The sequence below is a fragment of the Streptomyces sp. NPDC043896 genome (genome assembly GCF_056435605.1).
Genome location: NZ_JBWKEE010000012.1, coordinates 144,757 through 168,975, shown reverse-complemented (window position 1 = coordinate 168,975; position 24,219 = coordinate 144,757). Strand labels below are relative to the sequence as shown.

19 protein-coding genes are annotated in these 24,219 nt (G+C 73.0%); 9 read left to right on the top strand and 10 right to left on the bottom strand.

What is annotated here, in order from left to right:
* Positions 1 to 140: 140 nt before the first annotated feature.
* Both AC069X_RS19585 and AC069X_RS19580 read right to left on the bottom strand, forming a co-directional pair.
* Positions 141 to 2,405: a heavy metal translocating P-type ATPase gene (locus AC069X_RS19585; RefSeq protein ID WP_478729849.1), complete on the bottom strand. Its 2,265-nt coding sequence runs from the start codon at positions 2,403 to 2,405 to the stop codon at positions 141 to 143.
* A gap of 95 nt (positions 2,406 to 2,500) precedes the next feature.
* Positions 2,501 to 2,791: a cation transporter gene (locus AC069X_RS19580; protein WP_478729848.1), complete on the bottom strand. Its 291-nt coding sequence runs from the start codon at positions 2,789 to 2,791 to the stop codon at positions 2,501 to 2,503.
* A gap of 209 nt (positions 2,792 to 3,000) precedes the next feature.
* On the opposite strand from AC069X_RS19580, the gene AC069X_RS19575 reads away from it, so the two are divergent.
* Positions 3,001 to 3,975 (top strand): hypothetical protein, encoded by a 975-nt coding sequence (locus tag AC069X_RS19575; protein ID WP_478729847.1) that lies wholly within the window; start codon positions 3,001 to 3,003, stop codon positions 3,973 to 3,975.
* Between the two features lie 70 nt (positions 3,976 to 4,045).
* Positions 4,046 to 4,378, top strand: coding sequence for a metal-sensitive transcriptional regulator (locus tag AC069X_RS19570; protein WP_478729846.1), 333 nt, complete (start codon positions 4,046 to 4,048; stop codon positions 4,376 to 4,378).
* Positions 4,379 to 4,509: 131 nt separating this feature from the next.
* Here the strand turns inward: AC069X_RS19570 and AC069X_RS19565 are convergent, their stop codons facing one another.
* The gene (locus tag AC069X_RS19565; protein ID WP_478729904.1) at positions 4,510 to 5,934 is read right to left on the bottom strand and encodes an amino acid permease; all 1,425 of its coding nucleotides are present in this window, start codon (positions 5,932 to 5,934) and stop codon (positions 4,510 to 4,512) included.
* Positions 5,935 to 6,145: 211 nt separating this feature from the next.
* The gene (locus tag AC069X_RS19560) at positions 6,146 to 7,126 is read right to left on the bottom strand and encodes a hypothetical protein (RefSeq protein ID WP_478729845.1); all 981 of its coding nucleotides are present in this window, start codon (positions 7,124 to 7,126) and stop codon (positions 6,146 to 6,148) included.
* 418 nt (positions 7,127 to 7,544) lie between these two features.
* Between AC069X_RS19560 and AC069X_RS19555 the strand changes: the two genes are divergently transcribed.
* The 3 genes from AC069X_RS19555 to AC069X_RS19545 are packed head-to-tail and all read left to right on the top strand — an operon-like array spanning position 7,545 to position 11,667.
* Entirely contained in the window at positions 7,545 to 9,041 is a 1,497-nt protein-coding gene (locus AC069X_RS19555) for an FGGY family carbohydrate kinase (protein WP_478729844.1), read from the top strand.
* Positions 9,038 to 10,444 carry an FAD-dependent oxidoreductase gene (locus tag AC069X_RS19550; protein WP_478729843.1) on the top strand — a complete coding sequence of 469 codons (1,407 nt, stop codon included), beginning with the start codon at positions 9,038 to 9,040 and terminating at the stop codon, positions 10,442 to 10,444. The genes AC069X_RS19555 and AC069X_RS19550 overlap by 4 nt, the downstream gene beginning before the upstream one ends.
* Positions 10,441 to 11,667 carry an NAD(P)/FAD-dependent oxidoreductase gene (locus AC069X_RS19545; RefSeq protein WP_478729842.1) on the top strand — a complete coding sequence of 409 codons (1,227 nt, stop codon included), beginning with the start codon at positions 10,441 to 10,443 and terminating at the stop codon, positions 11,665 to 11,667. The genes AC069X_RS19550 and AC069X_RS19545 overlap by 4 nt, the downstream gene beginning before the upstream one ends.
* An 84-nt stretch (positions 11,668 to 11,751) precedes the next feature.
* On the opposite strand, the gene AC069X_RS19540 is transcribed toward AC069X_RS19545, so the two are convergent.
* Both AC069X_RS19540 and AC069X_RS19535 read right to left on the bottom strand, forming a co-directional pair.
* Entirely contained in the window at positions 11,752 to 11,970 is a 219-nt protein-coding gene (locus AC069X_RS19540; protein ID WP_478729841.1) for a DUF6243 family protein, read from the bottom strand.
* Between the two features lie 219 nt (positions 11,971 to 12,189).
* Positions 12,190 to 12,831, bottom strand: coding sequence for a TetR/AcrR family transcriptional regulator (locus AC069X_RS19535; RefSeq protein WP_478729840.1), 642 nt, complete (start codon positions 12,829 to 12,831; stop codon positions 12,190 to 12,192).
* Positions 12,832 to 13,052: 221 nt separating this feature from the next.
* On the opposite strand from AC069X_RS19535, the gene AC069X_RS19530 reads away from it, so the two are divergent.
* Positions 13,053 to 14,444: a serine hydrolase domain-containing protein gene (locus AC069X_RS19530; protein ID WP_478729839.1), complete on the top strand. Its 1,392-nt coding sequence runs from the start codon at positions 13,053 to 13,055 to the stop codon at positions 14,442 to 14,444.
* Here the strand turns inward: AC069X_RS19530 and AC069X_RS19525 are convergent.
* Together AC069X_RS19525 and AC069X_RS19520 are read right to left on the bottom strand one after the other, a co-directional pair.
* Complete coding sequence (locus AC069X_RS19525) at positions 14,417 to 15,943, bottom strand: carboxylesterase/lipase family protein (RefSeq protein WP_478729838.1); 1,527 nt, start codon at positions 15,941 to 15,943, stop codon at positions 14,417 to 14,419. The two genes, AC069X_RS19530 and AC069X_RS19525, sit on opposite strands and share 28 nt — an antisense overlap.
* 355 nt (positions 15,944 to 16,298) lie before the next feature.
* Positions 16,299 to 17,438 carry a magnesium and cobalt transport protein CorA gene (locus AC069X_RS19520; protein ID WP_478729837.1) on the bottom strand — a complete coding sequence of 380 codons (1,140 nt, stop codon included), beginning with the start codon at positions 17,436 to 17,438 and terminating at the stop codon, positions 16,299 to 16,301.
* A gap of 76 nt (positions 17,439 to 17,514) precedes the next feature.
* On the opposite strand from AC069X_RS19520, the gene AC069X_RS19515 reads away from it, so the two are divergent.
* Both AC069X_RS19515 and AC069X_RS19510 read left to right on the top strand, forming a co-directional pair.
* The gene (locus AC069X_RS19515; protein ID WP_478729836.1) at positions 17,515 to 18,645 is read left to right on the top strand and encodes a winged helix DNA-binding domain-containing protein; all 1,131 of its coding nucleotides are present in this window, start codon (positions 17,515 to 17,517) and stop codon (positions 18,643 to 18,645) included.
* A 45-nt stretch (positions 18,646 to 18,690) separates the two neighbouring features.
* On the top strand, positions 18,691 to 20,370 hold the full coding sequence (locus AC069X_RS19510) for an AMP-binding protein (RefSeq protein WP_478729835.1): 1,680 nt from the start codon (positions 18,691 to 18,693) through the stop codon (positions 20,368 to 20,370).
* A 16-nt stretch (positions 20,371 to 20,386) separates the two neighbouring features.
* Here the strand turns inward: AC069X_RS19510 and AC069X_RS19505 are convergent, their stop codons facing one another.
* Both AC069X_RS19505 and AC069X_RS19500 read right to left on the bottom strand, forming a co-directional pair.
* The gene (locus AC069X_RS19505) at positions 20,387 to 20,875 is read right to left on the bottom strand and encodes a glutathione peroxidase (protein WP_478729834.1); all 489 of its coding nucleotides are present in this window, start codon (positions 20,873 to 20,875) and stop codon (positions 20,387 to 20,389) included.
* Positions 20,876 to 20,946: 71 nt separating this feature from the next.
* On the bottom strand, positions 20,947 to 21,813 hold the full coding sequence (locus tag AC069X_RS19500) for a hypothetical protein (RefSeq protein WP_478729833.1): 867 nt from the start codon (positions 21,811 to 21,813) through the stop codon (positions 20,947 to 20,949).
* A 267-nt stretch (positions 21,814 to 22,080) separates the two neighbouring features.
* On the opposite strand from AC069X_RS19500, the gene gcl reads away from it, so the two are divergent.
* Positions 22,081 to 23,868 carry a glyoxylate carboligase gene (gcl, locus tag AC069X_RS19495; RefSeq protein WP_478729832.1) on the top strand — a complete coding sequence of 596 codons (1,788 nt, stop codon included), beginning with the start codon at positions 22,081 to 22,083 and terminating at the stop codon, positions 23,866 to 23,868.
* Positions 23,869 to 24,219 lie beyond the last annotated feature (351 nt).

Genomic DNA, 24,219 nt, shown 5'->3' with positions numbered 1-24,219 from the left:
ACCTCCCCCTCGCGAGCGGCTCATCGTACGGCCCGCCGTGCCGGCGGGGGCATACCCCGGCCCGGTACGAGGGCGCCGGAACGCCCGCCGCCCCTCCACCGGACCGCGCGGTGGAGGGGCGGCGGGTGCCGGGGGCGCGCTCAGTCGGCGGCGGCCCGGAAGCCGCGCAGGCGCAGGCTGTTGCCGACGACGAAGACCGAGGAGAAGGCCATGGCCGCACCGGCGATCATCGGGTTGAGCAGTCCGGCCGCGGCGAGCGGCAGGGCGGCCACGTTGTAGGCGAAGGCCCAGAAGAGGTTCGAGCGGATGGTGCCGAGGGTCTTGCGGGCGAGCCGGATGGCGTCCGCCGCGGCGCGCAGGTCGCCGCGCACCAGGGTCAGGTCGCCGGCCTCGATGGCCGCGTCGGTGCCGGTGCCCATGGCCAGGCCCAGGTCGGCCTGGGCGAGGGCGGCCGCGTCGTTGACGCCGTCGCCGACCATCGCGACGCTGCGGCCCTCGGACTGCAGCCGCTTGACGACGTCGACCTTGTCCTGCGGCATGACCTCCGCGATGACCTCGTCGATGCCGACCTCGCGGGCCACCGTCTCGGCGACGGCCTTGTTGTCGCCGGTCAGCAGGATCGGGGTGAGGCCGAGGGCGCGCAGCCGGCGGATGGCCTCCGCGCTGGTGTCCTTGACCGCGTCGGCGACCTCCAGGACCGCGCGGGCCTCGCCGTCCCAGGCCACCGCGATCGCGGTGCGGCCGGCGGCCTCCGCCTCGGCCTTGGCGCGCTCCAGGTGCGGGGGCAGCTCCATCGCCCACTCGGCGAGCAGCTTGCCGCGGCCGACGAGCACGGCGTGCCCGTCGACGATGCCCTGGACGCCGAGCCCCGGGATGTTGGCGAAGTCCTCGGGGGCGGGCAGGGTGCCGACCTTCGCGGTGGCGCCGGCGGCGACCGCCTGGGCGATGGGGTGCTCGGAGGCGTGCTCCAGGGCTCCGGCGAGGCGCAGCACCTCGGCCTCGTCGGTGCTGTCGGCGGTGTGGACGCGGAGCAGGGTCATCTGGCCGGTGGTGACGGTGCCGGTCTTGTCCAGGACGATGGTGTCGACCTTGCGGGTGCTCTCCAGCACCTCGGGTCCCTTGATCAGGATGCCGAGCTGGGCGCCGCGGCCGGTGCCGACCATGAGGGCGGTGGGGGTGGCCAGGCCCAGGGCGCAGGGGCAGGCGATGATCAGGACGGCGACCGCGGCGGTGAAGGCGGCCGCGAGGCCGGAGCCGGTGCCGAGCCAGAACCCGAGGGTGGCCAGGGCCAGTCCGATGACGACCGGGACGAACACCGCGGAGATCTTGTCGGCGAGCCGCTGGGCGGCGGCCTTGCCGTTCTGGGCGTCCTCGACCAGCTTGGCCATCCGGGCGAGCTGGGTGTCGGCGCCGACGCGGGTGGCCTCGATGACGAGGCGGCCGCCGGCGTTGAGGGTGGCGCCGGTGACGGAGTCGCCGGCGGAGACCTCGACGGGGACGGACTCGCCGGTGAGCATGGAGGCGTCGACGGCGGAGGAGCCCTCGACGACGGTGCCGTCGGTGGCGATCTTCTCGCCGGGCCGGACCAGGAAGCGGTCGCCGACCTGGAGGTCGGCGGTCGGCACGGTGACCTCCGCGCCGCCGCGCAGCACCGTGACCTCCTTGGCGCCCAGTTCGAGCAGCGCCTTGAGCGCGGCGCCGGCCTTGCGCTTGGACTTGGCCTCGAAGTAGCGGCCCGCCAGGATGAAGGCGACGACGCCCGCCGCGGCCTCCAGGTAGATGTTCCCCGCGCCGTCCGTCCGGGCGATGGTGAGCTCGAAGGCGTGGGTCATGCCGGGGGTGCCGGCGGTGCCGAAGAACAGGGCCCACAGCGACCACAGGAACGCGGCGATCGTGCCCACCGAGATCAGGGTGTCCATGGTGGCCGCGCCGTGCTTGGCGTTGGTCCAGGCGGCGCGGTGGAAGGGCCAGGCCGCGTACGTGACGACGGGCGCGGTCAGGGTCAGCGAGAGCCACTGCCAGTAGTCGATCTGGAGGGCCGGGACCATCGCCATCGCGATGACGGGAACCGCGAGGGAGACGGCGGCCACCAGCCGCTGGCGCAGCGGACCGAGTTCGTCGGCCTCCGGCTGCTCCGCCCCGGCGTCGCCGGCGGGCGCGCCGCCCGTGCGCGGCGGCGCTGGTTCGCGCGCGGTGTACCCGGTGGCCTCGACGGTGGCGATCAGGTCCGCGACCGAGACCTCGGTGTCGAAGGTGACCTTGGCCTTCTCGGTGGCGTAGTTGACGGTGGCCTCGACGCCGTCCATGCGGTTGAGCTTCTTCTCGATGCGTGCCGCGCACGAGGCGCAGGTCATGCCGCCGATGGCGAGCTCGACCTGGGCGGCGCCGGAGGTGATGGTGGTCATGAGTGCTGCTCCTCGTTCGAGCGCGGAGGTGGGTGCCGGGGCCCGGTGGACGGACGGGGCCCCGGCGGCCGGGTGGGTCGGGGGCGGGGCGGGTGTCAGGCCCGGCCGGTCAGCTCGTAGCCCGCGTCGTCCACGGCCGCGGTGATCGCGGCGTCGTCGGGCTCGCCGGCGGTGGTGACGGTGACCACGCCGCCGTCGACGTCGACGTCGACGGAGACGACGCCGTCGAGCGCGCCGACGGAGGCCGTGATCGCGGTCCGGCAGTGCCCGCAGGACATGCCGGACACGCGGTAGACGGTGGCGGTGGTGTCGACGACGGCCACGGCGGTCGTGGTCTCGCCGGCGTTGGTGCCGCAGCTGCCTTCGGGGGTGCAGCAGGAAGACATGTGTTTCTCCTTGATCGGACCTCGGTGGTGCGGAATACCGGCGCGGTGGATACCCGGTGGGGGTATCTCCGGCCTGACTCCAGATATACCCCCCCAAGGTATGCACCGCAAGTGTTCCTCCAGCTTGACTTGATACCCCTGGGGGGTATCGTGAAGTCCATGGAACCGCTGGACGCGGCAGTGGTACGTACGTGTAGGGGAGATCAGCCATGAACACCGGAGTGAAGATCACCGTTTTCGCCGCCGCGCTGGCGGCGACCTTCGGGACCGCCTACGGGGTGGGCGTGGGCGTGGGCCCCGTGGGCGCGCCGGCCAAGCCGGCGCACGGGGGCCACGCGGCGCAGGCCCAGGACGGCTCCGGGGCGTCCGCGGGACACGGGGGCCACGACCGGGCGGCGGCCCAGGGCCCGGCGGCCGGCGGGCTCCAGGTCTCCGAGGGCGGGTACACCCTGAGCCTGGACACCCCGCGGATCGCGGCGGGCCAGGGCGAGCTGAAGTTCTCGGTCAAGGACGCGGAGGGCCGCAAGGTCACCGCGTACAAGACCGAGCACGGCAAGGAGCTGCACTTCATCGTGGCCTCGCGCGACCTCACGGTCTACCGCCACCTGCACCCGGTGCGGGACGCGGACGGCACCTGGTCGGCGCCGGTGGACCTGCCCGCGGCGGGCGCGTACAAGGCGTTCGCGGACTTCGCCCCCGCCGCCCCGGGCGCGAAGAACGTCACCCTCGGCGCGGACCTCTCGGTCCCCGGGGCGTACGCGCCGAACCCGATGCCGCCGGCCGTGAACACGGCGGAGGCGGACGGCTACCAGGTCGCCCTGGGCGGCACCCTCGACCCCGGCAAGGCGGGCGAGCTCAAGCTCACGGTCAGCAAGGACGGCAGGCCCGTCACCAACCTGGAGCCCTACCTGGGGGCGTACGGCCACCTCGTCGCCCTGCGCGACGGAGACCTGGCCTACCTGCACGTCCACCCCAACGAGGGCGGCCCCGGCCCGGACGTCTCCTTCACCGCGACCGCCCCGAGCCCCGGCACCTACCGGCTCTTCCTGGACTTCCAGCACGAGGGAAAGGTGCGCACGGCGGCCTTCACGGTCAACGCGGGCGGCGGCGCCGCCGCGAAGCCGGCGGACCCGGCCGCGCCCCCCTCGGCGGCACCGGAGGAGCAGGACGGGCACTCCCACTGAGGGCATACCCCGGAGGGGTGACGACGTTTCACGACGAGAGGGACGTACGAACGGGAAGGGATCGATCGCCGTGCCCGCTTACACCGCACAGACCGCACATCCCGGTGGCACCGCCACCGCCCCAGCCCCCGCCTACAGCGCGCACAAGGACGACGTCCTCAAGCGGCTGCGCCGCATCGAAGGCCAGGTGCGCGGCCTCCAGCGGATGGTGGAGGAGGGGACGTACTGCATCGACGTGCTCACCCAGGTCAGCGCCGCCACCAAGGCCCTGCAGTCCTTCGCGCTGACCATGCTGGAGGACCACCTCCACTCCTGCGTCGCGGACGCGGTCGCCGAGGGCGGCGACAGGGCCCGGGACAAGGTGGAGGAGGCCTCGCGCGCCATCGCCCGCATGGTCCGCTGACGTTCTGCCGGCCCACTGGTCGGCAGGCCCGCTGGTCCGCCGGTCCGCTGACGGTCCGCAGGCCCGCAACCCCGACGCCCCGCCCCGGGGCAGCCGGGGCGGGGCGGGGCGGCATGGGCGGTACGGCGGCGTCAGACGATGTCCTCCGCGATGTCCGCCTGCTCGCGGGCGTTGCCGTACGCGGCCGGGGTGCCGTACGAGCGGCGGGCGGCGTACCACCACACGCTGGCGAGGACCAGGACGACCGCCAGGGCGATCACCGCGTAGTTCATCGAGTCGATCGTGACCGGGGACTTCTGCGGCAGACAGAACAGCACGGTGACCACGGCCACCCACACGACGGCGATCCAGCCGACCGGCTTGCTCCAGCGGCCCAGGCTCCACGGCCCGGGCCGGAAGCGGTCGCCCGCGCGCAGCCGCAGGTAGATCGGGATGGCGTACGCCGGGGTGATGCCGATGACGTTGATGGCGGTCACCGCGCCGTAGGCGGTGGCGGAGTACAGCGAGGGCAGCGCGAGGACACCGGCGACGACGACGGACAGCCAGACCGCCGGGACCGGGGTCTGGGTGCGGCTGCTGACCCTGCGCCACACGGCGGAGCCGGGGAGCGCGTTGTCACGGCTGAAGGCGAAGACCATCCGGCTCGCGGCGGCGACCTCGGCGTTGCCGCAGAAGAGCTGCGCGACGATGACGACGAGCAGCAGGGCGGTGGCGCCGCCGGTGCCCAGGGCGTCGAGGAAGATCTGGGCCGGCGGGACACCGGTGCCGGTGCCCTGGACGGCCGCGTAGTCCTTGATGGCGAAGGTGAGCCCCGCCAGCAGGGCGAACCCGGCGATCCAGGAGACCCAGATGGCCCGCACGATCCCCTTGGCCGCGGAGACGGAGGCGTTCGAGGTCTCCTCGGAGAGGTGCGCGGAGGCGTCGTAGCCGGAGAAGGTGTACTGGGCGAGCAGGAGGCCCACGGCCGCCACGTAGAACGGGTTGGCCCAGCCGGTGTCGTTGACGAACTCGGTGAAGACGAACGACGGCGACTGGTGGTGGTCGGGGACGAGCGCCAGGGCGCCGACGATCAGGGCGACGCCGCCCAGGTGCCACCAGACGCTGACGGAGTTGAGCACGCTGACGAGGCGGACGCCGAAGAGGTTGAGCGCGGCGTGCAGCAGCAGGATGCACAGGAAGATCACGAACGTCAGGCCGGGGGTGGGCACGACGCCGAACTGGAGGTTGAGGAGGGCGCCGGTGAACAGCGCGGCTCCGTAGTCGATGCCGGCGATGGCACCGAGGAGGCCGAGCAGGTTCAGCCAGCCCGTGTACCAGCCCCAGCGGCGGCCGCCGAGCCGGTCGGCCATGTAGTAGAGCGCGCCGGAGGTCGGGTAGGCGCTGGTCACCTCGGCCAGGGCCATGCCCACGCAGAGGACGAAGAGGCCGACGCCGGCCCAGCCCCACAGCATCACGGAGGGGCCGCCGGTGCCGAGACCGAAGCCGTACAGGGTCATGCAGCCGGACAGCACGGATATGACCGAGAAGCTGATGGCGAAGTTGCCGAAGCCGCCCATCCGGCGGGCGAGGACGGGCTGGTAGCCGAGCTCTCTGAGCCGCTCCTCCTCGTCCTGGTGGGGCGGGGCCTTGCGGTCCGGGCGGGCTGCCGGCGTGGTGCGCGACACGGGGGTACCTCCGAAGGGCTTCGAGCACGGGGACGGGAACGGGGGAGGGAGACGGGGGAGGGGAAGGGGGAAGCCGAAGGGGCTGGGCGGGGCGCGGTGCCGGTCAGTTCCGGTCGGCCAGGCTGCGGGACCTGGCGCGCAGGAACACCTCCTCGGCCAGGGCCGCGTCGGCCGGGTCGGCGGTCCGCCGGGCCCACGGCAGGGTGGTCCAGTACCCGCCCATCGCGTCGAAGACCCGGGCGGCCCCCTCGAACAGGTGGGCACCCCACAGGGCGTGCGCGAGATGGTTCAGGTCGAGCGGCGAGGCGTACGCCGGGTCCGCGTACGGGAACCAGGTGCCCAGGGCGTGGGCCGCGTCACGGACGGCGCCCTCGGTGACCCAGTGCAGGTCGAGCGCCCGCTCCTGCCCGCCCTCGCTGCGGTAGCGCTCGACGTGGACGTAGAGCGGCAGCAGGTGCACGGCGGACCCGGACGGCGCCGTACCGGCCGCCCAGCGGGCGAAGTTGGTGGCCTCGGCGTGCACCCCGGGGGTGCCCGCGTACACGAACTGGAGCATCCGGTGGTAGGCCTCGCGGTTGAACGGGTCCCGCTTGTCGGCCTCGGCGAGGATGCCCCAGGGTCCGGGAGGCAGCATCGGGCCGGGCGGGCGCAGCCGGTGCTCGTCGAACCGGCGCTCGCCGTCGAGGAGGGCGAGGGCGAGCAGGCAGACCCAGGGCACGGGGTCGGCCGGGCTGATGCCGGCGGCGCTCCGGCAGGCGTGCCAGGCCTCCCGCCACAGCTCGTGCGTGCGGGGGTGGCCCGCGCGGTGGGCGCGTACGGCGCGCTCGACGGCGACCCGGGTGTGCATCACCGTCGCGGCGGTGCTGGTGGGCTGCTCGGCCCGCCAGGCCTGGACCACGTCGGAGCCGGCGGCGACCGCGGCGAGTACCTGGGTGCGCTGGGTCCACAGACCCCAGCCGTCGGTCCGCTCCAGCAGCCGCGCCATCGACAGCCAGCGCCCGGTGCGCAGGTCCTGGACAGCGGCACGCAGGTCGTCGTCGAGGCCGGCGGGGTGGTAGACGGGCCGGAAATCGCCGGCGGCCATCACCTCGTCCCGGACGGAACGGGGCCGGAACGGGCTCGTCTCGTGGTCATCGTGGTCATCGGTCCTCGGGTCGCATGGAGGGACGGGTCGGGCCCGACCGGCGTCCGACCGCCGCGCCGCGATCGGCCGGCGCGGCACCGGGGATGCGTGAACCATGCGCCAGCCGGCCGGCGAACCCCCGCCGTCGACCCCCGGGCGGCGCCCTTACCGCCCGTTGATCGGCGATCACTATAAGGTGCGTACGGCCGTTCGCCCCGTGATTCTTTCTCGAACGCACGTATCAAGCCATGCGTGGTGGGTGATCTTGCGTCAGTTTCAACTCCCCCTGTCCTGAAGGATCTTGACGGGCCGCCCCGCCTGGTGGAGGCTTCCGACCGGCGGTCGACCGACCAGCCTGAACGCGGAGGACGGAGTCGCGATGACGGGCCCGGTGCTCGCTGTGGACCAAGGCACCTCGGGGACCAAGGCCCTCGTCCTGTGTCCGGAACGCGGGGTCATCGGCTCGGCCTCCGCCCCCGTACGGCCCCGGTACCTGCCGGACGGCCGGGTGGAGGTGGACCCTGCCGAGCTGCTGCGATCCGTCGTCGACGCCGGACGCGCCGCACTGGCGGAGGCCGGTGAACCGGCCGTCGCGGTGGGCCTCGCCAACCAGGGCGAGACCGTGCTCGCGTGGGACCCCGCGAGCGGCGAGCCGCTGACCGACGCGATCGTCTGGCAGGACCGCCGCGCCGCAGGGCTCTGCGCCGAACTCGCCCCGCACGCCGACCTCTTGCGCGAACGGACCGGCCTGCCGCTCGACCCCTACTTCGCCGCCCCCAAGATGGCCTGGATACGCCGCCACCTGACCCGGAGGGGCGTCGTCACCACCAGCGACGCGTGGCTCGTGCACCGCCTCACCGGCGCGTTCGTCACCGACGCGGCGACCGCGGGCCGCACCCAGCTGCTCGACCTCGACACCGTCGGCTGGTCGCGGACGGCGCTCGACGCCTTCGGCCTCGACGGCGAGCCCCTGCCGCGGGTCGTCGACGCGGACACCCGCGTCGGAACCACCACCGCCTTCGGCCCCGAACTGCCGCTGACCGGGCTGCTCGTCGACCAGCAGGCGGCCCTGCTCGCCCAGAGCGTCACCGCACCCGGCGCCGCCAAGTGCACCTACGGCACCGGCGCGTTCCTGCTCGCCCAGACCGGACCGAACCCCCGCCGCAGCTCCACCGGACTGGTCGGCTGCGTGGCCTGGCGGATCGCCGGACGGACCAGCTACTGCCTCGACGGCCAGGTGTATACGGCCGCCTCCGCCGTACGCTGGCTCACCGACCTCGGCGTCATCTCCGGCGCCGGGGACATCGACGCCGTCGGCGGCGGCGTCCCCGACTCCGGCGGCGTCACCTTCGTCCCCGCGCTCGCCGGGCTCGCCGCCCCGTGGTGGCGCGGCGACGTGCGGGGCTCCGTCACCGGTCTCGGTCTCGGCACCACCGCCGGGCACCTCGTGCGCGCCCTCTGCGACGGCATCGCCGCCCAGGTCGCCGAGCTCGCGGACGCGGCCGCCGCCGACCTGGGAGCCCCGCTCACCACCCTGCGCGTCGACGGCGGACTGACCCGCTCCGCCCTGCTCATGCAGGCCCAGGCCGATCTGCTGCGGATCCCCGTCGAGGTGTCCGCGCTGCCGGACGCCACCGCCCTCGGCGTCGGCGCCGTGGCCCGGCTCGGGCTCGACCCCTCCCTCACCGTCCGCGAAGCCGTGCCCGAATGGAAGCCGTCCGCCGTCTACGAGCCCAGGGCCGGCGCCGACGAGGCCGCCGAGCGCCGAGCCCGCTTCCGCACGGCGGTCGCGGCCCTGCTCCACGGGCAGGCGGCCGCGGGCCCGGCGCTCGACGGCCCGGCACCCGCGGCCCCCGCACTCGACGGCCCGGCATGACCGTCACCACCCGCGGCCCCCTCCCCGCCGGCCGGGAGTACGACGTCACCGTCATCGGCGCCGGCGTGGTGGGCGCGGCCATCGCCCGCGAACTCGCCCGTCTCCCGCTGCGGATCGCGCTGCTCGACGCCGCCGACGACGTCGGCGACGGCAGCTCCAAGGCCAACACCGCCATCCTCCACACCGGCTTCGACGCCGTACCCGGCTCCCTGGAGTCCCGGCTCGTCCGCGACGGCAGCCGGCGGCTCGCCGCGTACGCCGCCGAGAGCGGAATCCCGGTGGAACCGCTCGGCGCCCTCCTCGTGGCCTGGGACGAGGAGCAGCGCGCCGCCCTGCCGGCCCTCGCCGACAAGGCCCGGCGCAACGGCCACCACGGGACGCGGATCCTGCCGGCCGCGGACGTGCGGTCCCGGGAACCGGAACTCGGCCCCGGAGTGCTCGGAGCGCTGGACGTACCGGGCGAGTCGATCATCTGCCCCTGGACCACCACGCTCGCGTACGCGACGCAGGCGGTCCGCGCGGGAGCCGACCTCCACCTCGGCTGCCGGGTCGAGGCCGTCACCCCGGGCGAGCCGCACCTGCTGGCCACCGGCCGGGGGCCGCTGCGCACCCGGCACCTCGTCAACGCCGCCGGCCTGTACGCCGACGAGATCGACCGGCTGCTCGGCCACGCGGACTTCACCGTGACCCCCCGGCGCGGCCAGCTGGTCGTCTTCGACGACCTCGCCCGGGGCCTCGTACGCCACATCCTGCTGCCGGTGCCGGGAGCGCTCGGCAAGGGGGTCCTGGTCACCCCGACCGTCCACGGGAAGGTGATGCTCGGGCCGACCGCCGAGGACCTGGACGACAAGACGGCCACCGGGTCCACCGCCGAAGGCCTCGCCCTGCTGCGCGACAAGGGCCGCCGGATCCTGCCCGCCCTCCTGGACGAGGAGGTCACCGCCGTGTACGCGGGGCTGCGGGCCGCCACCGCCTGCGAGGACTACGCGATCCGCGCCCACCCGGCGCAGCGGTACGTCACCGTGGGCGGGATCCGCTCGACCGGCCTGAGCGCCTCGATGGCGATCGCCGCCCACGTGGTGGAGCTGCTCGCGGACGGCGGCCTGCCCGTGACCGGCGCCCGGGACCTCGAACCGGTCCGGATGCCGAACCTGGGCGAGGCCTTCCCCCGCCCGTACCGCGACGCGGACCTGATCGCGGCGGACCCCGAGTACGGCCGGATCGTCTGCCACTGCGAGCGCGTGACGCGCGGGGAGATCCGCGACGCGCTCGCCTCGACCCTCCCGCCCGCCTCGCTCGACGGACTGCGCCGCCGCACCCGCGCCCGGGCCGGCCGCTGCCAGGGCTTCCACTGCGGGGCCGCCGTCCGCGCCCTGTTCGAGTCGAAGGAGCCCCGACGGTGAACCGCACGGACCGCACGGACCGCTCGGACCGCACGGTCGACGTACTGGTCGTCGGGGCGGGCCCCGCCGGACTCGCCCTCGCCGCCCGCGTCGCGCGTGCGGGCGCCGGCCGCGTCGAGGTCCTGGAACGCGACGACCAGCCGGGCGGCGTACCGCGCCACTGCCTCCACGGCGGCTTCGGCAGACCGCCACGGCCCTGGCTGTCCGGCCCGGCGTACGCACGCCGAGCGGTCGCGGCGGCACTGGACGCCGGAGCCGCCGTCCGCACCGGCGTCACCGCCACCGGCTGGGCGGGCCCGCTGACCCTGGAGACCACGAGCCCGGCCGGGCTGGAACGCGTCACGGCCCGGGCCGTCGTCCTCGCCACGGGCGCCCGCGAACGCCCCCGCGGCGCCCGCCTGGTGCCGGGATCCCGCCCGGCGGGCGTGCTCACCACCGGGGAACTCCAGCAGTCGGTCCACCTCTACGGCCACGCCGTCGGCCGCCGCGCCGTGGTGGTGGGCGCCGGCCCGGTGGCCCGCCACGCCGTACGCACCCTCCGCCGCGCGGGCACGCAGGTGGCGGGGGTGCTCACGGAACTCCCGCGCGGCACCGCCCTCCCCGGAGTCCCCCTCCTCACCCGGACCTCGGTGACCGCCCTCCACGGCCGGGGCCGCCTCTCCGGCGTCTCCGTCCGCCACGAGGACGGCCGGCCGGGGCTCATCGCCTGCGACACGGTGGTGTTCACCGGCGACTGGATCCCCGAACACGAACTGGCCCGCCGGGGCGCCGTCCCCCTGGACCCGGGCACCCGCGGCCCCCGCGTGGACACGGCCTTCCGCACGGCCACCCCGGGGGTGTTCGCCGTCGGCAACGCCCTCCACGGCATCGAGTCCGCCGCCACCGCCACCGCCGAGGGCACCGCCGCCGCGCCCGCCCTCCTGTCCCACCTCGCGGGCACCCCCTGGCCCACCCCGGGCCCCCCGCTCCTCACCCGCCCCCCACTGGCGTGGATCACCCCGAACCACCTCCCCGCCCCCGCCACCCGCCCCCTCCTCCTACGCCCCGCCCGCCCCCTCACCGCCCCCCTGATCCGGGCCCACCAGGACGGCCGCCTCCTGTGGCACCACCGCTTCCCCGCCCACGTCCCCCCGTCCCGCTCCCTGCGCCTGCCGCCGGGCTGGACGACCCGGGTCGACCGGGCGGGCGGCCCGGTGGTGCTGGACCTCGCCGCCTCGGCATAGAGCGGGCCCACGCGGGCAGGGCCCGGACCACGTGTCGCGGTCCGGGCCCTGCCCCCTACGGTGCCGCCCCGCGGCGGAAGCGCGTCAGCTCTGTGCGGCGTCGTCGTCGCCCGTCTGCGCGGCCTCCTCGGCAGCGCGCGCCTTCTCGCGCATCTTGCGCACCAGCTCCGCCTTCCGGTCGGCGGCGCCCTGACGGTCGAGATTGCGGTGCGGACCGTTGTTCTGCCGCTCGGCGCGGGACAGCTTCTTGCGCTGGCCGCCGCCCTGGCCCACGGGGTTGTTGATGTTCTTGCTGTCGGTCACGGGTTCTCCCGGTGATGGTGCGAAGTGCTCTACGGATTCATCGGCGGGGGACGGGCGCGGCGACGTCGAGGAACGTCAGCGGGGGCCCGTCACGCACTCACTCGTACATCGGTGTCTGGAAGAACATGACAAAGACGTTACCCGGTTCCCCCGCCCCCGCCTGCCCATGCCGACGTGCGGCCGTCCACGGGACAGCGCCGGCCGCGGGGGATGCGCCGGCTACCTCGTGTACTGGCGGCACTCGCCGGTGAAGACGGTGGCGAGTTCGGCGTCGAGCAGGGGGGCCACGAAACGGGCCACGGGCATCCCCGCGTCTCCCTCCGGTTCGCGGTAGACCTGGAGTGCGAGCCCTTCCATCACGGCGGCGAGGCGGACGGCGGCGGGCTGCGGGTCCACGTGCTCGTCGACCTCGCCGCACTCCTTGCCGTTGTGGACGGCGCGGGCGATGTCCTCGCGCAGCGCGCGGGCGGTTTCGGCGTCGACCTCGGCGAGGGCGGGGGCGTCGACAGCCCGTCCGGCGAACGCGCGGGCCACGCGGTACTCGGCGCGGCGGGCCTCGTCCAGGGGGATGTACTCGGTCATCACCTCGGCCATGACCCGGGCGATCGGCCGCCTGTGCGCGACGCCCTCCTTGATCCGTTCCTCGGCCCGCGCGCGGATGCGGGCCGAGACCTGGCGGAAGGCGTGGAGGAGCATCTCGTCCTTGGTGCGGAAGTAGTGCTGCACCAGGCCGACGGACATGCCTGCGCGGCCGGCCGTGCGGGCGACGGTGACGGCGTCGAGCCCTTGCTCGGAAATCAACTGACTGACGGCGTCGGCGATCTGACGGCGGCGTTGTTCGTGATCGGCGGTTCGCGGCACTTGATAACCGTACCAGCGTACGCTTATAACCGTATCTCCATACGGTTATAAGCCCCTGCCCTGAGAGGGACGACGCCCTGATGCCCTGCCCATTGAGTCGCGCCGCCGCTGCGGCGACCGCCCTCCTGCTCCTCCTGCTCCTTCTGCTTCCTTTAAGTGAGGCTGCGGCAGCGCCGCATTCGGCCGCGCCGTCCGACCGCTTCGCTGCGGTGGATGCCTATGTGCGTGAGCGCATGGAGGCCACCCGTACGCCCGGGCTCGCCTATGCCGTCGTCGGTCCCGACGGGATCGTCCATTCGCGTACCTGGGGCGTTGACGGCCACGGTCAACGGGTCACCGATGCAACGCCGTTCCTCTGGGGCTCCGTCGCCAAGCCGATCGCCGCGAGCGCCGTGATGACGCTCGTGCAGGACAAGCGACTCTCCCTGGATGACCGGGTCGTCGACCACCTGGCGGACTTCCGCTTCGGCGGCACCGGCCACGCCGACCGGGTCACGGTCCGCCATCTGCTCCAGCAGACCGCGGGCATCCCCGAGTCAGCCACCTTCGAGGTCGCCGACTGCCTCGACGACGACTGTCCGAGAGCGACGGAGCGCGTCGCCGACCTGGACGACGTCCGCCCTCTCGGACTGCCCGGAACCGCGTACGCCTACAGCAGTGCCAACTACCTCGTGCTGGCTGCCGTGGTCGAGGCCGCAACGGGCCGGCCCTTCGCCGTCCATCTCCGAGACAGTGTCCTGCGCCCGGCCGGGATGGGCGGGGCGATCACCGACAGGGCGTCCGCTCGTGAGCGGAACCTTCCGCCCGGACACCAGCTCCTGTGGGGCGTACCATCCGCGATCGCCGACGGCGTGGACGACGACGGCGCCGCCTACGGCTACACCGGCGGCGACCTGAACGACCTCGCCGCCTTCGCCTCCCTCCAGCTCCGGTCGGGGAAGGCCGGCAACGGCACGACGGTCCTGACTCCCGAGTCCGTCCGCCTCATGCGGCAATCGGGACGAATCGATCCGTCCGGCGCTGAGAGCGGGTACGGGCTGGGGTGGCGCGTCGGGGGCCTCGAAGCACCTCTCGACACCGCGATCTGGCACACCGGCGCCACCCCCGGCTACTCCGGGATGCTCTTCCTCCTGCCGGACCAGAACATCGCCCTCGTCCTCCAGCAGAACCTCCACGGCCTCCTGCATGACGGCGCCGTCATGCAGGTCGGCTTCGGTGCCGCCCGCATCCTCGCCGGAGGTGCCGGTCCCGCCGACGCCCCCTCCGCGGCGGCCTACCACGCCACCGTCTGGGGCCTCACCGCCCTGGTCCTCGTTCTCCTCCTGGGGACTTTCCGCTCGCTCCGCCTGCTCCGTCGACGGCCCGCGCACCGCCGCACCGCCCCCACCGTCCTGTGGTGTCTGGCCGGCACCCTGCCCTGGATCGTCTTGACGGCAGCCCTCGCGCTCGTGGGCCCGAGGGCGCTGTGGGCCTGGACACCTGACGTGTTCATCGCCCTGTGTGCGGCAACCGCCGCCGGGACAGCCGCCATCACGCTCCAGGCGGCGGCCGGGATCTTGGAGCACCGGCCGTCCGAGGGCCGTGGTCAGCGCAGGGACTTCCAGAACGCGTAGTGGTGCTCCCTGGCGAAGTCCACGGGGTGGATTCCGCCCGGCTCCGAGGCAAGAGACTGCGCGTTCGTCGCCGTCGGGGTGGTCGGCTTCCAGCCGGCTCGGCCCGTTCGGGCGAAGTGGGTCCAGATGCGGATCATCTCGTTGGAGAGGCCCTGCTGCGCCGGGGTGAGGGGCTCGTGGGCGTCGAGTTCGAAGAGGTAGGGGAGCTCGAACGTGTGCGAAGCCCCCAGCTCGAACCCGGGCTTCGGGTAACTCTCAGCCGCGTACCAGGGAACCTGGCTGTCCGCGAACTCGTAGGTGTAGGTGGGTACGTGGCGGGCCAGAGCCCGGCCGGTGTCGATGGAGTGACGGGCCCAGTTGCCGTCGGTCAGGGCGGCGGCGAGGGCGAGGGCCGGTGAGTTGCCGTATGCGCTGATGGGGTACTGGGCGGCGACGGTGGGGGCCTGCTCCTTGAATGCGTCCTTCAGGTGGCGGTGGTAGTCGGCCTCGTCGAGCTGTGCCGCCGGGTTGTTGGTTTCCCCCTTCTTCTGCAGCTCGAATCCGTAGGCCCTGAAGCGTTCCTCGTGGCGGTTGATGCCCTGGAGCACCGGTACCTTGTTGAACCGGCCGGTTGCGAAGGCATCCCGGGGAGTGCGGGGCAGCAGCGTGCCGCCGTAGACCGGACCGTACTCGGGACCCGTGCCGAAGTCGTTCACCAGCCGGTCAGGGGATGACGTACGCCAATCGTCCTCTGGGTGCTCTTTCCGGAGTGCGGCGGCCGTGGCCTTCCCGGCGGCCAGGGCGTCCTCGCGTTCGCGCCGGCCCATGTCGGCGCTGCAGGGTGAGCTCTGCAGGATGACGCGGTCGAAGAGGCCGGCGGATGACGGGGCGACCATGTGGGCGCAGGTGCTGTAGCCGCCCGCGGACTCGCCGAAGAGCGTGACGTTGTCAGGGTCGCCGCCGAACGCGGTGGCGTTGCGCTGCACCCAGCGCAGGGCCGCCTGCTGGTCGAGGAAGCCGTAGTTGCCGGATTCACCGCGTTTCTCCAGGTCGGGATGAGCGAGATGGCCGAGCGCGGAGAGCCGGTAGTTGACCGTGACCACGACGACATCGCCCCGGGCGGCGAGCCGCCCGGCGCCGTACATGGCGCCCGTGCCGTCCGTGTGGTCGCCGCCGTGCAGATACACCATCACGGGCCGGAGCCTGGGGGAGGAGGCGGTGCGCGGGGTCGTGACGTTGACGAAGAGACAGTCCTCGTCGCTGGATGCGGGCCCGACCGGCGGGACGGAACCGGTTTGGGGGCAGGCGGCGCCGGGCTTTGTGGCGTCCCGGGCGCCGCGCCATCTCTTGACGGGCGCGGGGGATGCCCAGCGGCGCTCGCCAGTGGGCGGGGCGGCGTAGGGAATGCCCTGGAAGACGCGCACGGTGTCGGAGACCGTGCCGCGTACGGCGCCCTTGTCCGTCCGCACCAGTGCGGGGTCACTGCGCTCCCCAGCGTTGGCCGGAACGGCTAAGGCCAAGGCGGCCACGGTGAGAGCGCCGGCGATGGCTGTTCGTGCTGTCCGCTTCAACATGTAGACGAGCGTATGAATCTGGCGATCTCGGGGGCACCCGGACAGCCACCGCCTTCGACGTGGGGCTAACCCCACCTTCGACCGATGGGTAGGCACCGCAGCCCGCTCGGAGGATACGTCAGGGCCGGAGGCGGGCGATCCCTTCGCGGGCCGCGTCGATGACCCCCGCGCGGGCGGCCTGTCGGTCGTCGTCGCTGCGGGCATCGCCGTCATGGTGTCGTCCAGTGGTCCGGCGGGGTGTCGAGTGGGCTGCCCAGTCCATTTGCTCATGGGAAGTTGATGACCTGGTCGGCCTGGCCGGCTACAGCCAGTCGCGCTTCTTGAAGATGACGTACAGGCTGACGCAGACCACAGCCATCAGCAGGATCGCGAACGGGTACCCCGCCACCCAGTGCAGTTCCGGCATCGTCTCGAAGTTCATGCCGTAGATCGTTCCCACCAACGTGGGTGCAAACAAGATGGCGGCCCACGAGGAGATCTTCTTGATCTCCTCGTTCTGTTCGAAGCCCGCCTCCGCCAACGCGCGCATCTCGGCGTTCTGTTGTTGGGAGACCAGGGTGGCGTTGACCGTCAGGATCTCGGTCAGGGCCTGGCGGAAGCCGTCCACGCGTTCGCTCGTGTGCGTGACGTGGTCCGCGACGTCGCGGAGGTAGCGCTGGAGTTCCTCGTCCGTGCCGTACTTGGCGAAGCCCGCCATCAAGCCGTGGAGCATGCCGACCAGCGGGCGGGTCGCGCGCTGGAATTCCACCATCTCGCGGGAGAGTTCGTAGATGCGGCGGGAGACCTCGGGGTCGCCGCGGAAGACCTCCGTCTCGATCTCGTCCATGTCCGTCTGGACGCCCGTCACGACCGGGGCGTAGCCGTCCACCACCGCGTCCAGGATCGCGTACAGCACGGCCTCCGGGCCGAGGGAGAGCAGGTCCGGGGTTTCCTCCATGCGGCGGCGGACGGCGGAGAGGTCGGGGGCGGCGCCGTGGCGGACCGTGATCAGGAAGTCCGGGCCGACGAAGACGTGGAGCTCGCCGAAGTCGACCTCCTCCAGGGCGTCCATGTAGCGGGCCGCGCGCAGGACCACGAAGAGGGTGTCGCCGTAGCGCTCCAGTTTGGGGCGCTGGTGGGCCTCCAGGGCGTCTTCGATCGAGAGGGGGTGGAGGTTGAACTCGGCGGCCAGCGAGTGGAGTTCGGACTCCGTGGGGCGGTGGAGGCCGATCCAGGCCATGCCGTCGGGCTGCTCGCGCAGCAGCCGGAAGGTGTCCGCGAGGGTGGTGGGGGTCGCCGCGCGGCGGCCGTCGCGGTAGACCGCGGAGTCGATCACACTCGCGTGGTCCGGGGGCGTCGGGCCCTCGGGTGCCGGCGGGGGTGCGGCGGCGGGGCCGGGCGGCCGGAGCCAGCCCGAGCGCCGTGAAGGCGAGGAGGGGCGGCGGTGGGGGCGCTCCGACATCGCAGGTCAGCCTCCGGGCGAATAGGGGTGGGCATTGCGGACAGAAGGTGTCCGCGACCGGGGATAGGTTGCCGGTATGGCTTCCAGGACGAACCCCGTACTCGGCACCCGCGCTCTGAACCGTGCCACGCTCGCCCGCCAGCTGCTGCTGAGCCGCGCCGAGATGTCCCCGGAGGACGCCGTCGCGCACCTGCTCGGGCTCCAGGCGCAGAACGTCAGGCCGCCCTACTTCCAGCTGCACGCCCGCCTCGCCGGCTTCCGCCCCGAGCAGCTGGGCCGGCTCATGGAAGAGCGGAAGGTGGTCCGGATGGTGACCATGCGGTCCACCATCCACACCCACACCGTGCGGGACGCGCTCGAACTGAGGCCGCTCGTGCAGGGCGCCCGGGACCGGGAGGTGAACCACTTCCGGAAGGGGCTGACGGGGGTGGACCTGGAGCGGCTCACCCGGCGCGCGCGGGAGTTCGTCGAGGCAGAGCCGCGCACCATGGGGGAGATCCGCGGGGAACTGCTGTGCGAGTGGCCCTCCGCCGACCCGCAGTCACTGTCCGTCGCCGCCCGCTGCCTGCTGCCGCTCGTGCAGGTCACCCCGCGCGGGGTATGGGGCCGCAGCGGGCAGGTGCGGCTGACCACCCTGGAGCGCTGGGCGGGCGATGGCGCCCAGGGGACGGGGGAGGAGGAGGGGACGGGGGAGGAGGGAATCGACGCCGTCGTGCCGCGCTATCTCGCCGCCTTCGGGCCCGCCTCCGTCAAGGACATGCAGACCTGGGCCGGGCTCACCCGTCTGCGTGAGGCCTTCGAGCGGCTGCGCCCCCGGCTGGTCACCTTCCGCGACGAGAACGGCGCCGAGCTCTTCGACCTCCCCGACGCGCCCCGCCCCGACCCCGACACGCCCGCCCCGCCCCGCTTCCTCCCCGAGTTCGACAACCTGCTGCTCTCGCACGCCGACCGCACCCGCGTGGTCCCCCCGGAGATCAAGGGCCGCACCTGGACCGGGAACCAGTCCCACTGCACCCTCCTCGTCGACGGCTTCCTCGCCGGTCTCTGGCGCATCGACGACACCAGCGGCCGTCCCCGGCTCACCGTCGAGCTCTTCGATACGCGGACACCGGCGCACAAGGACGAGATCGCCGCCGAGGGCGAAGCCCTGCTCACCGGCATGGCCGGCGCGCCCGGACCCGTCCGCTTCGGGTCAATCCACGGCTGACGCCGCCCTGGTGGAGGCCCCGTCCGGCGCGGCACGATGCCTTCCATGACGCAGAACAGCGCCCTCGACGGCTTCCTGGCGGCACGCGACTTCCTGCTCGAACACCGCGGGAAGTACGACGCCGCCCACGCCGGCTTCACCTGGCCCCGCCCCGAACGCTTCAACTGGGCCCTCGACTGGTTCGACCACATCGCCCACGGGAACGGAGCCGACGCCCTGCGCATCGTCGAGGAGGACGGCACCAGCCGCTCCGTCTCCTTCGGCGAGCTGGCCGTCCGGTCGGACTCCGCCGCCAACTGGCTCCGCGCCCAGGGCGTCGCCGCCGGCGACCGGATCCTGGTCATGCTCGGCAACCAGCGCGAGCTGTGGGAGGTGATGCTCGGCGCGATGAAGCTGCGCGCCGTCGTCATCCCCGCCACCCCGCTGCTCGGCCCGGCCGACCTGCGCGACCGGGTCGACCGCGGCCACGTACGCCACGTCATCGCGCGGGCCGAGGACACCCCCAAGTTCGACGAGGTCCCCGGCACCTACACCCGCATCGCCGCCGGGCCGGAGGTGCCCACCGGCTGGCGGCGGCTGGAGGACATGTACGGCGCCGACGCGCACTTCACCCCGGACGGGGTCACCCTCGCCAGTGACCCCCTGATGCTGTACTTCACGTCCGGCACCACCGCCAGCCCCAAGCTGGTCGAGCACACCCACGCCTCGTACCCCATCGGGCACCTCTCCACCATGTACTGGCTCGGACTGCGCCCCGGCGACGTCCACCTCAACATCGCCTCGCCCGGCTGGGCCAAGCACGCCTGGTCCAACATGTTCGCCCCCTGGAACGCGGGCGCGACCGTCTTCGTCCACAACTACACCCGCTTCGACGCCGAGCGCCTCATGGCCGAGATGGACCGCGGCGGGGTCACCACCTTCTGCGCCCCGCCCACCGTCTGGCGGATGCTGATCCAGTCCGACCTCACCAGGCTGCGCACGCCCCCGCGCGAGGCCGTCGCCGCGGGCGAGCCGCTGAACCCGGAGGTCATCGAACGGGTCCGGGAGGCATGGGGCGTCACCATCCGCGACGGCTTCGGCCAGACCGAGACCACCCTCCAGGTGGGCAACTTCCCCGGCACCCCCGTGAAGCCCGGCTCCATGGGCCGCCCCGCGCCCGGATACGAGATCGTGCTGCTGGACGCCGTCACCGGCAAGGAGTCGCCCGTCGAGGGCGAGCTGTGCGTGGACCTGCGCAAGGCCCCCGCCGGGGTGATGACCGGCTACCGCGACGACCCCGAGCGGACCGCCGAGGCCATGGCGGACGGCCTCTACCGCACCGGGGACATCGCCTCGCGCGACGCCGACGGGTACCTCACCTACGTGGGCCGGGCCGACGACGTCTTCAAGGCCTCCGACTACAAGATCAGCCCCTTCGAGCTGGAGAGCGCCCTCCTGGAGCACGAGGCCGTGGCCGAGGCGGCCGTCGTCCCCGCCCCCGACGAGCTGCGCCTGGCCGTGCCGAAGGCGTACATCACCCTCGCGGCGGGCTGGGAGCCCGGCAAGGAGACCGCCCGGGCGCTCTTCGAGCACTCCCGGGCGGTCCTCTCCCCCTACAAGCGGATCCGCCGCATCGAGTTCGCCGCGCTCCCGAAGACCGTCTCCGGCAAGATCCGCCGCGTCGAGCTGCGCGAGCTCACCGCGGCCGGCTCGGCGGGCGAGTACGACGAGGCCGACCTGGGCTGAGCACGGCGTACGGTCCTCAGCCCGGCAGCTGCGCCTCGATCGCGGCGATGACCTCGGGCGCCTCGGGCTCGGTGCGCGGGCGGAACCGCGCCACGACCTCGCCGGCGGGGGAGATCAGGAACTTCTCGAAGTTCCACTGGATGTCCCCCGCCTCACCCTCGGCGTCCGGGGTCTTCACCAGCTCCTGGTACAGCGGGTGCCGGTTCTCGCCGTTGACCTCGGACTTCTCCAGCATCGGGAAGGTCACGCCGAAGCCGGCCGCGCAGAAGGTCTGGATGTCCTCCGCGGTGCCCGGCTCCTGGCCGCCGAACTGGTTGCACGGCACACCGATGACGGTGAAGCCCTTCGTTTCGTACTTGAACTGCAGCCGGGCCAGTCCCGAGTACTGCGGGGTGAGCCCGCACTGCGAGGCCGTGTTCACCAGCAGGATCGCCTTGCCGCGGTGGGCCGCCAGGCTGGTGGGCTCGTCGTCCAGGGTGGTCAGCGGGATGTCGTACAGGCTCATCAGGCTCTCCTCGGCAGGAAGGGGCGTCGGAATGAAATTCACACGAATGCGAACATCAACAGCCCCTGAGCCTAGGCCCCCATTCCCACCAGCCGGTCCGCCGGGTCGTTGACCGGCTGCGGCATGCCGGTCAGGTCCATGACGAACAGCGGTATCCCCAGGTCGTCCGCCCGGCCCCGGGCCTCCTCCGTGTACCCGGCCAGGGAGAAGTAGACGCTGGTCGCCGACGCCGTCAGGCCGTTCAGCCACACGCACTCCACCGCCCGCAGCCCGGCCGGCGCCGTGGTCGGGTCCACCTGCGCCACCACGCCCGGCGCCCGCAGGTCCACCGCCGCCGAGGGGATCGGCACCCCGTCGGGCTGGCGCACGTCCTGGAAGCCGAGCCAGCGCAGGTACAGCGCGGCCGTCACCACCGCGTCCCGCGCGGTACGGATGGTCACGGGCCGGAACGCCGGCCGGGACAGCGGGGGCCGCCCGGCGGCCGCGCCCGTACGCGACCCCGCCGCGCCCGCGCCGCCCGCGCCGGGCCCCGCCGCCCGGGCACCCGCGCCTTCCGCGGCCCGGCCCGTTCCTTCCGGCCCCGCACCCGCGGGGTCCTCCCTCGCGCCGTCGCGCGCGCCGTCCCGTACGCCGTCCCGCGCGCCCTCCGCCCCGCCCGCCCCGGGCGGCGGCTCCACCGGGTGCACGGGTACCCGTACGACCAGCCCGCAGGAGCCGCAGCCCACCTCCGGGTGCGGCCACTCGCTCTCCCGCCCGCAGGCCGCGCAGCGCACCGTCACCCAGGCCTCCGACCAGTTCCGGTGCGTGAGCGGGACCGGCTGCGCCGCGAGGTCCAGCGGCGGGACCACCGGAGTCCCGCAGGCACAGGGGTACACCGGGACGCTGTAGCCGTTCTCGCGCCGGCACGAAGGACAGCGCACCGGTACCGCTTCCGCCATGAGCCTGGACCCCCTCCGTCGCTGTGCGTGGGTCCATGCTCCACCACCGGCGACGGCCGGGCGAGCGGGACCGGCCGATTCACGCCGATCCGGCCGCGGGCCCTGGTCATTTGTACAACTCACCGAACGCAATGCGGCTTTTGGTGGGTTCCGGGGTGCCCCACCGCCTTGACGTGCGCGAAGTCGCGCCTTAGCTTGTTCCGTATAGCAGAACAATAATTCCGGATGACGGAAAAAGTCTGACCGCCAGACCCGCAGGAGAACCTGATGCCTCGTATGACAGCCGCCGCTGCCGCAGTTGAGATCCTCAAGCTCGAGGGTGTCGAACAAGCGTTCGGCGTGCCCGGTGCTGCGATCAACCCGTTCTACCGCGAGCTCAAGAACGTGGGCGGCATCGCGCACACGCTGGCCCGCCACGTCGAGGGCGCCTCGCACATGGCCGAGGGCTACACCCGTGCCAAGGCGGGCAACATCGGCGTCTGCATCGGTACCTCGGGCCCGGCCGGCACCGACATGATCACCGGCCTGTACTCCGCCATCGCCGACTCGATCCCGATCCTGTGCATCACCGGTCAGGCTCCGGTCTCGAAGCTCCACAAGGAGGACTTCCAGGCCGTCGACATCGCCACCATCGCCAAGCCCGTCACCAAGGCCGCCACCACGGTCCTGGAGGCCGCGCAGGTCCCCGGCGTCTTCCAGCAGGCCTTCCACCTGATGCGCTCCGGCCGTCCGGGCCCGGTCCTCATCGACCTGCCGATCGACGTCCAGCTGACCGAGATCGAGTTCGACCCCGAGACCTACACCCCGCTGCCGGTCTACAAGCCGCAGGCCAGCCGCGCCCAGGCCGAGAAGGCCCTGAGCTTCCTGCTGGAGGCCGAGCGTCCGCTGATCGTCGCCGGCGGCGGCATCATCAACGCCGACGCCTCCGACCTGCTGGTCGAGTTCGCCGAGCTGACGGGCATCCCGGTCATCTCCACCCTCATGGGCTGGGGCACCATCCCGGACGACCACGAGCTGGCCGCCGGCATGGTCGGCGTGCAGACCGCCCACCGCTACGGCAACGCGACCTTCCTCGAGTCGGACACCGTCATCGGCATCGGCAACCGCTGGGCCAACCGTCACACCGGCTACAACCTCGACGCCTACACCAAGGGCCGCAAGTTCGTCCACGTCGACATCGAGCCCACCCAGCTGGGCAAGATCTTCGCCCCGGACTTCGGCATCGCCTCCGACGCCAAGGTCGCCCTCGAGCTCTTCATCGAGGTCGCCAAGGAGTGGAAGGCCGAGGGCAAGCTGCCGGACTTCTCCGCCTGGGCCGCCTCCGCGCAGGAGCGCAAGGCCACGCTGCAGCGCCGCACGCACTTCGACAACATCCCGATGAAGCCGCAGCGCGTCTACGAGGAGATGAACAAGGCGTTCGGCCCGGAGACCCGCTACGTCACCACCATCGGTCTCTCGCAGATCGCGGCCGCGCAGTTCCTGCACGTCTACAAGCCGCGCCACTGGGTCAACTGCGGCCAGGCCGGCCCGCTCGGCTGGACCATCCCGGCCGCCATCGGTGCCGCCACCGCGCAGCCCGAGACCCCGGTCGTCGCCCTCTCCGGCGACTACGACTTCCAGTTCATGATCGAGGAGCTGGCGGTCGCCGCCCAGCACAAGGTCCCCTACGTCCACGTCCTCGTGAACAACGCCTACCTGGGCCTGATCCGCCAGGCGCAGGGCGGCCTCGGCATCAACTTCGAGGTCAACCTCGAGTTCGAGAACATCAACACCCCGGAGATCGGCGTCTACGGCGTCGACCACGTCAAGGTCGCCGAGGGCCTGGGCGTCAAGGCCATCCGCGTCACCGACCCGGACAAGCTGGGCGAGGCCTTCGAGGAGGCCAAGAAGCTGGCGCAGGAGTTCCAGGTCCCGGTCGTCGTCGAGGCCATCCTGGAGCGCGTCACCAACATCGCGATGAGCAAGACGGTCGACATGAGCGACGTCACCGAGTTCGAAGAGCTCGCGACCGAGCCGGGCCACGCCCCGACCGCGATCAAGACCCTCCAGGTCTGATCGACCCCGCACGAACACGGCGGCCCCCGTTCCTCCTCCGGGAGGGGCGGGGGCCGCTGGGCGTTGGGGGTACGGGGCTTGCGGCGCGGGCGCGCTATCACCCCCGCGAGGGGGTGGGGGCGGGTCGGCGGCTGCCCACCCGCCCCCGGGTGCGGGTGGGTGGCCAGGGGGCGGTAGCCCCTGGGGCGGGGTCGGGGAGGTGCTGGGGGTTTCCCGTCAGTCCCATCGTCGTTCCGTGTCGTGCCGGCCTGTAAAGGGCGCTCCTTCGTCGCGTCACTTCGTGATCGCCTTCGGCGACCCTTGACAGCCCGTCCCGCCCCGGAAAGCCGAAAGACTGCCGGGAAACCCCCA

Bases quoted from the DNA above. Each gene is read 5' to 3' on its own strand.
- AC069X_RS19585 (WP_478729849.1), bottom strand. From the start codon at position 2,405: ATGACCACCATCACCTCCGGCGCCGCCCAGGTCGAGCTCGCCATCGGC.
- AC069X_RS19500 (WP_478729833.1), bottom strand. From the start codon at position 21,813: ATGGCGGAAGCGGTACCGGTGCGCTGTCCTTCGTGCCGGCGCGAGAAC.
- AC069X_RS19520 (WP_478729837.1), bottom strand. From the start codon at position 17,438: ATGTCGGAGCGCCCCCACCGCCGCCCCTCCTCGCCTTCACGGCGCTCG.
- AC069X_RS19550 (WP_478729843.1), top strand. From the start codon at position 9,038: ATGACCGTCACCACCCGCGGCCCCCTCCCCGCCGGCCGGGAGTACGAC.
- AC069X_RS19565 (WP_478729904.1), bottom strand. From the start codon at position 5,934: ATGGGCGGCTTCGGCAACTTCGCCATCAGCTTCTCGGTCATATCCGTG.
- AC069X_RS19515 (WP_478729836.1), top strand. From the start codon at position 17,515: ATGGCTTCCAGGACGAACCCCGTACTCGGCACCCGCGCTCTGAACCGT.
- gcl (WP_478729832.1), top strand. From the start codon at position 22,081: ATGCCTCGTATGACAGCCGCCGCTGCCGCAGTTGAGATCCTCAAGCTC.
- AC069X_RS19575 (WP_478729847.1), top strand. From the start codon at position 3,001: ATGAACACCGGAGTGAAGATCACCGTTTTCGCCGCCGCGCTGGCGGCG.
- AC069X_RS19580 (WP_478729848.1), bottom strand. From the start codon at position 2,791: ATGTCTTCCTGCTGCACCCCCGAAGGCAGCTGCGGCACCAACGCCGGC.
- AC069X_RS19510 (WP_478729835.1), top strand. From the start codon at position 18,691: ATGACGCAGAACAGCGCCCTCGACGGCTTCCTGGCGGCACGCGACTTC.
- AC069X_RS19505 (WP_478729834.1), bottom strand. From the start codon at position 20,875: ATGAGCCTGTACGACATCCCGCTGACCACCCTGGACGACGAGCCCACC.
- AC069X_RS19555 (WP_478729844.1), top strand. From the start codon at position 7,545: ATGACGGGCCCGGTGCTCGCTGTGGACCAAGGCACCTCGGGGACCAAG.
- AC069X_RS19560 (WP_478729845.1), bottom strand. From the start codon at position 7,126: ATGGCCGCCGGCGATTTCCGGCCCGTCTACCACCCCGCCGGCCTCGAC.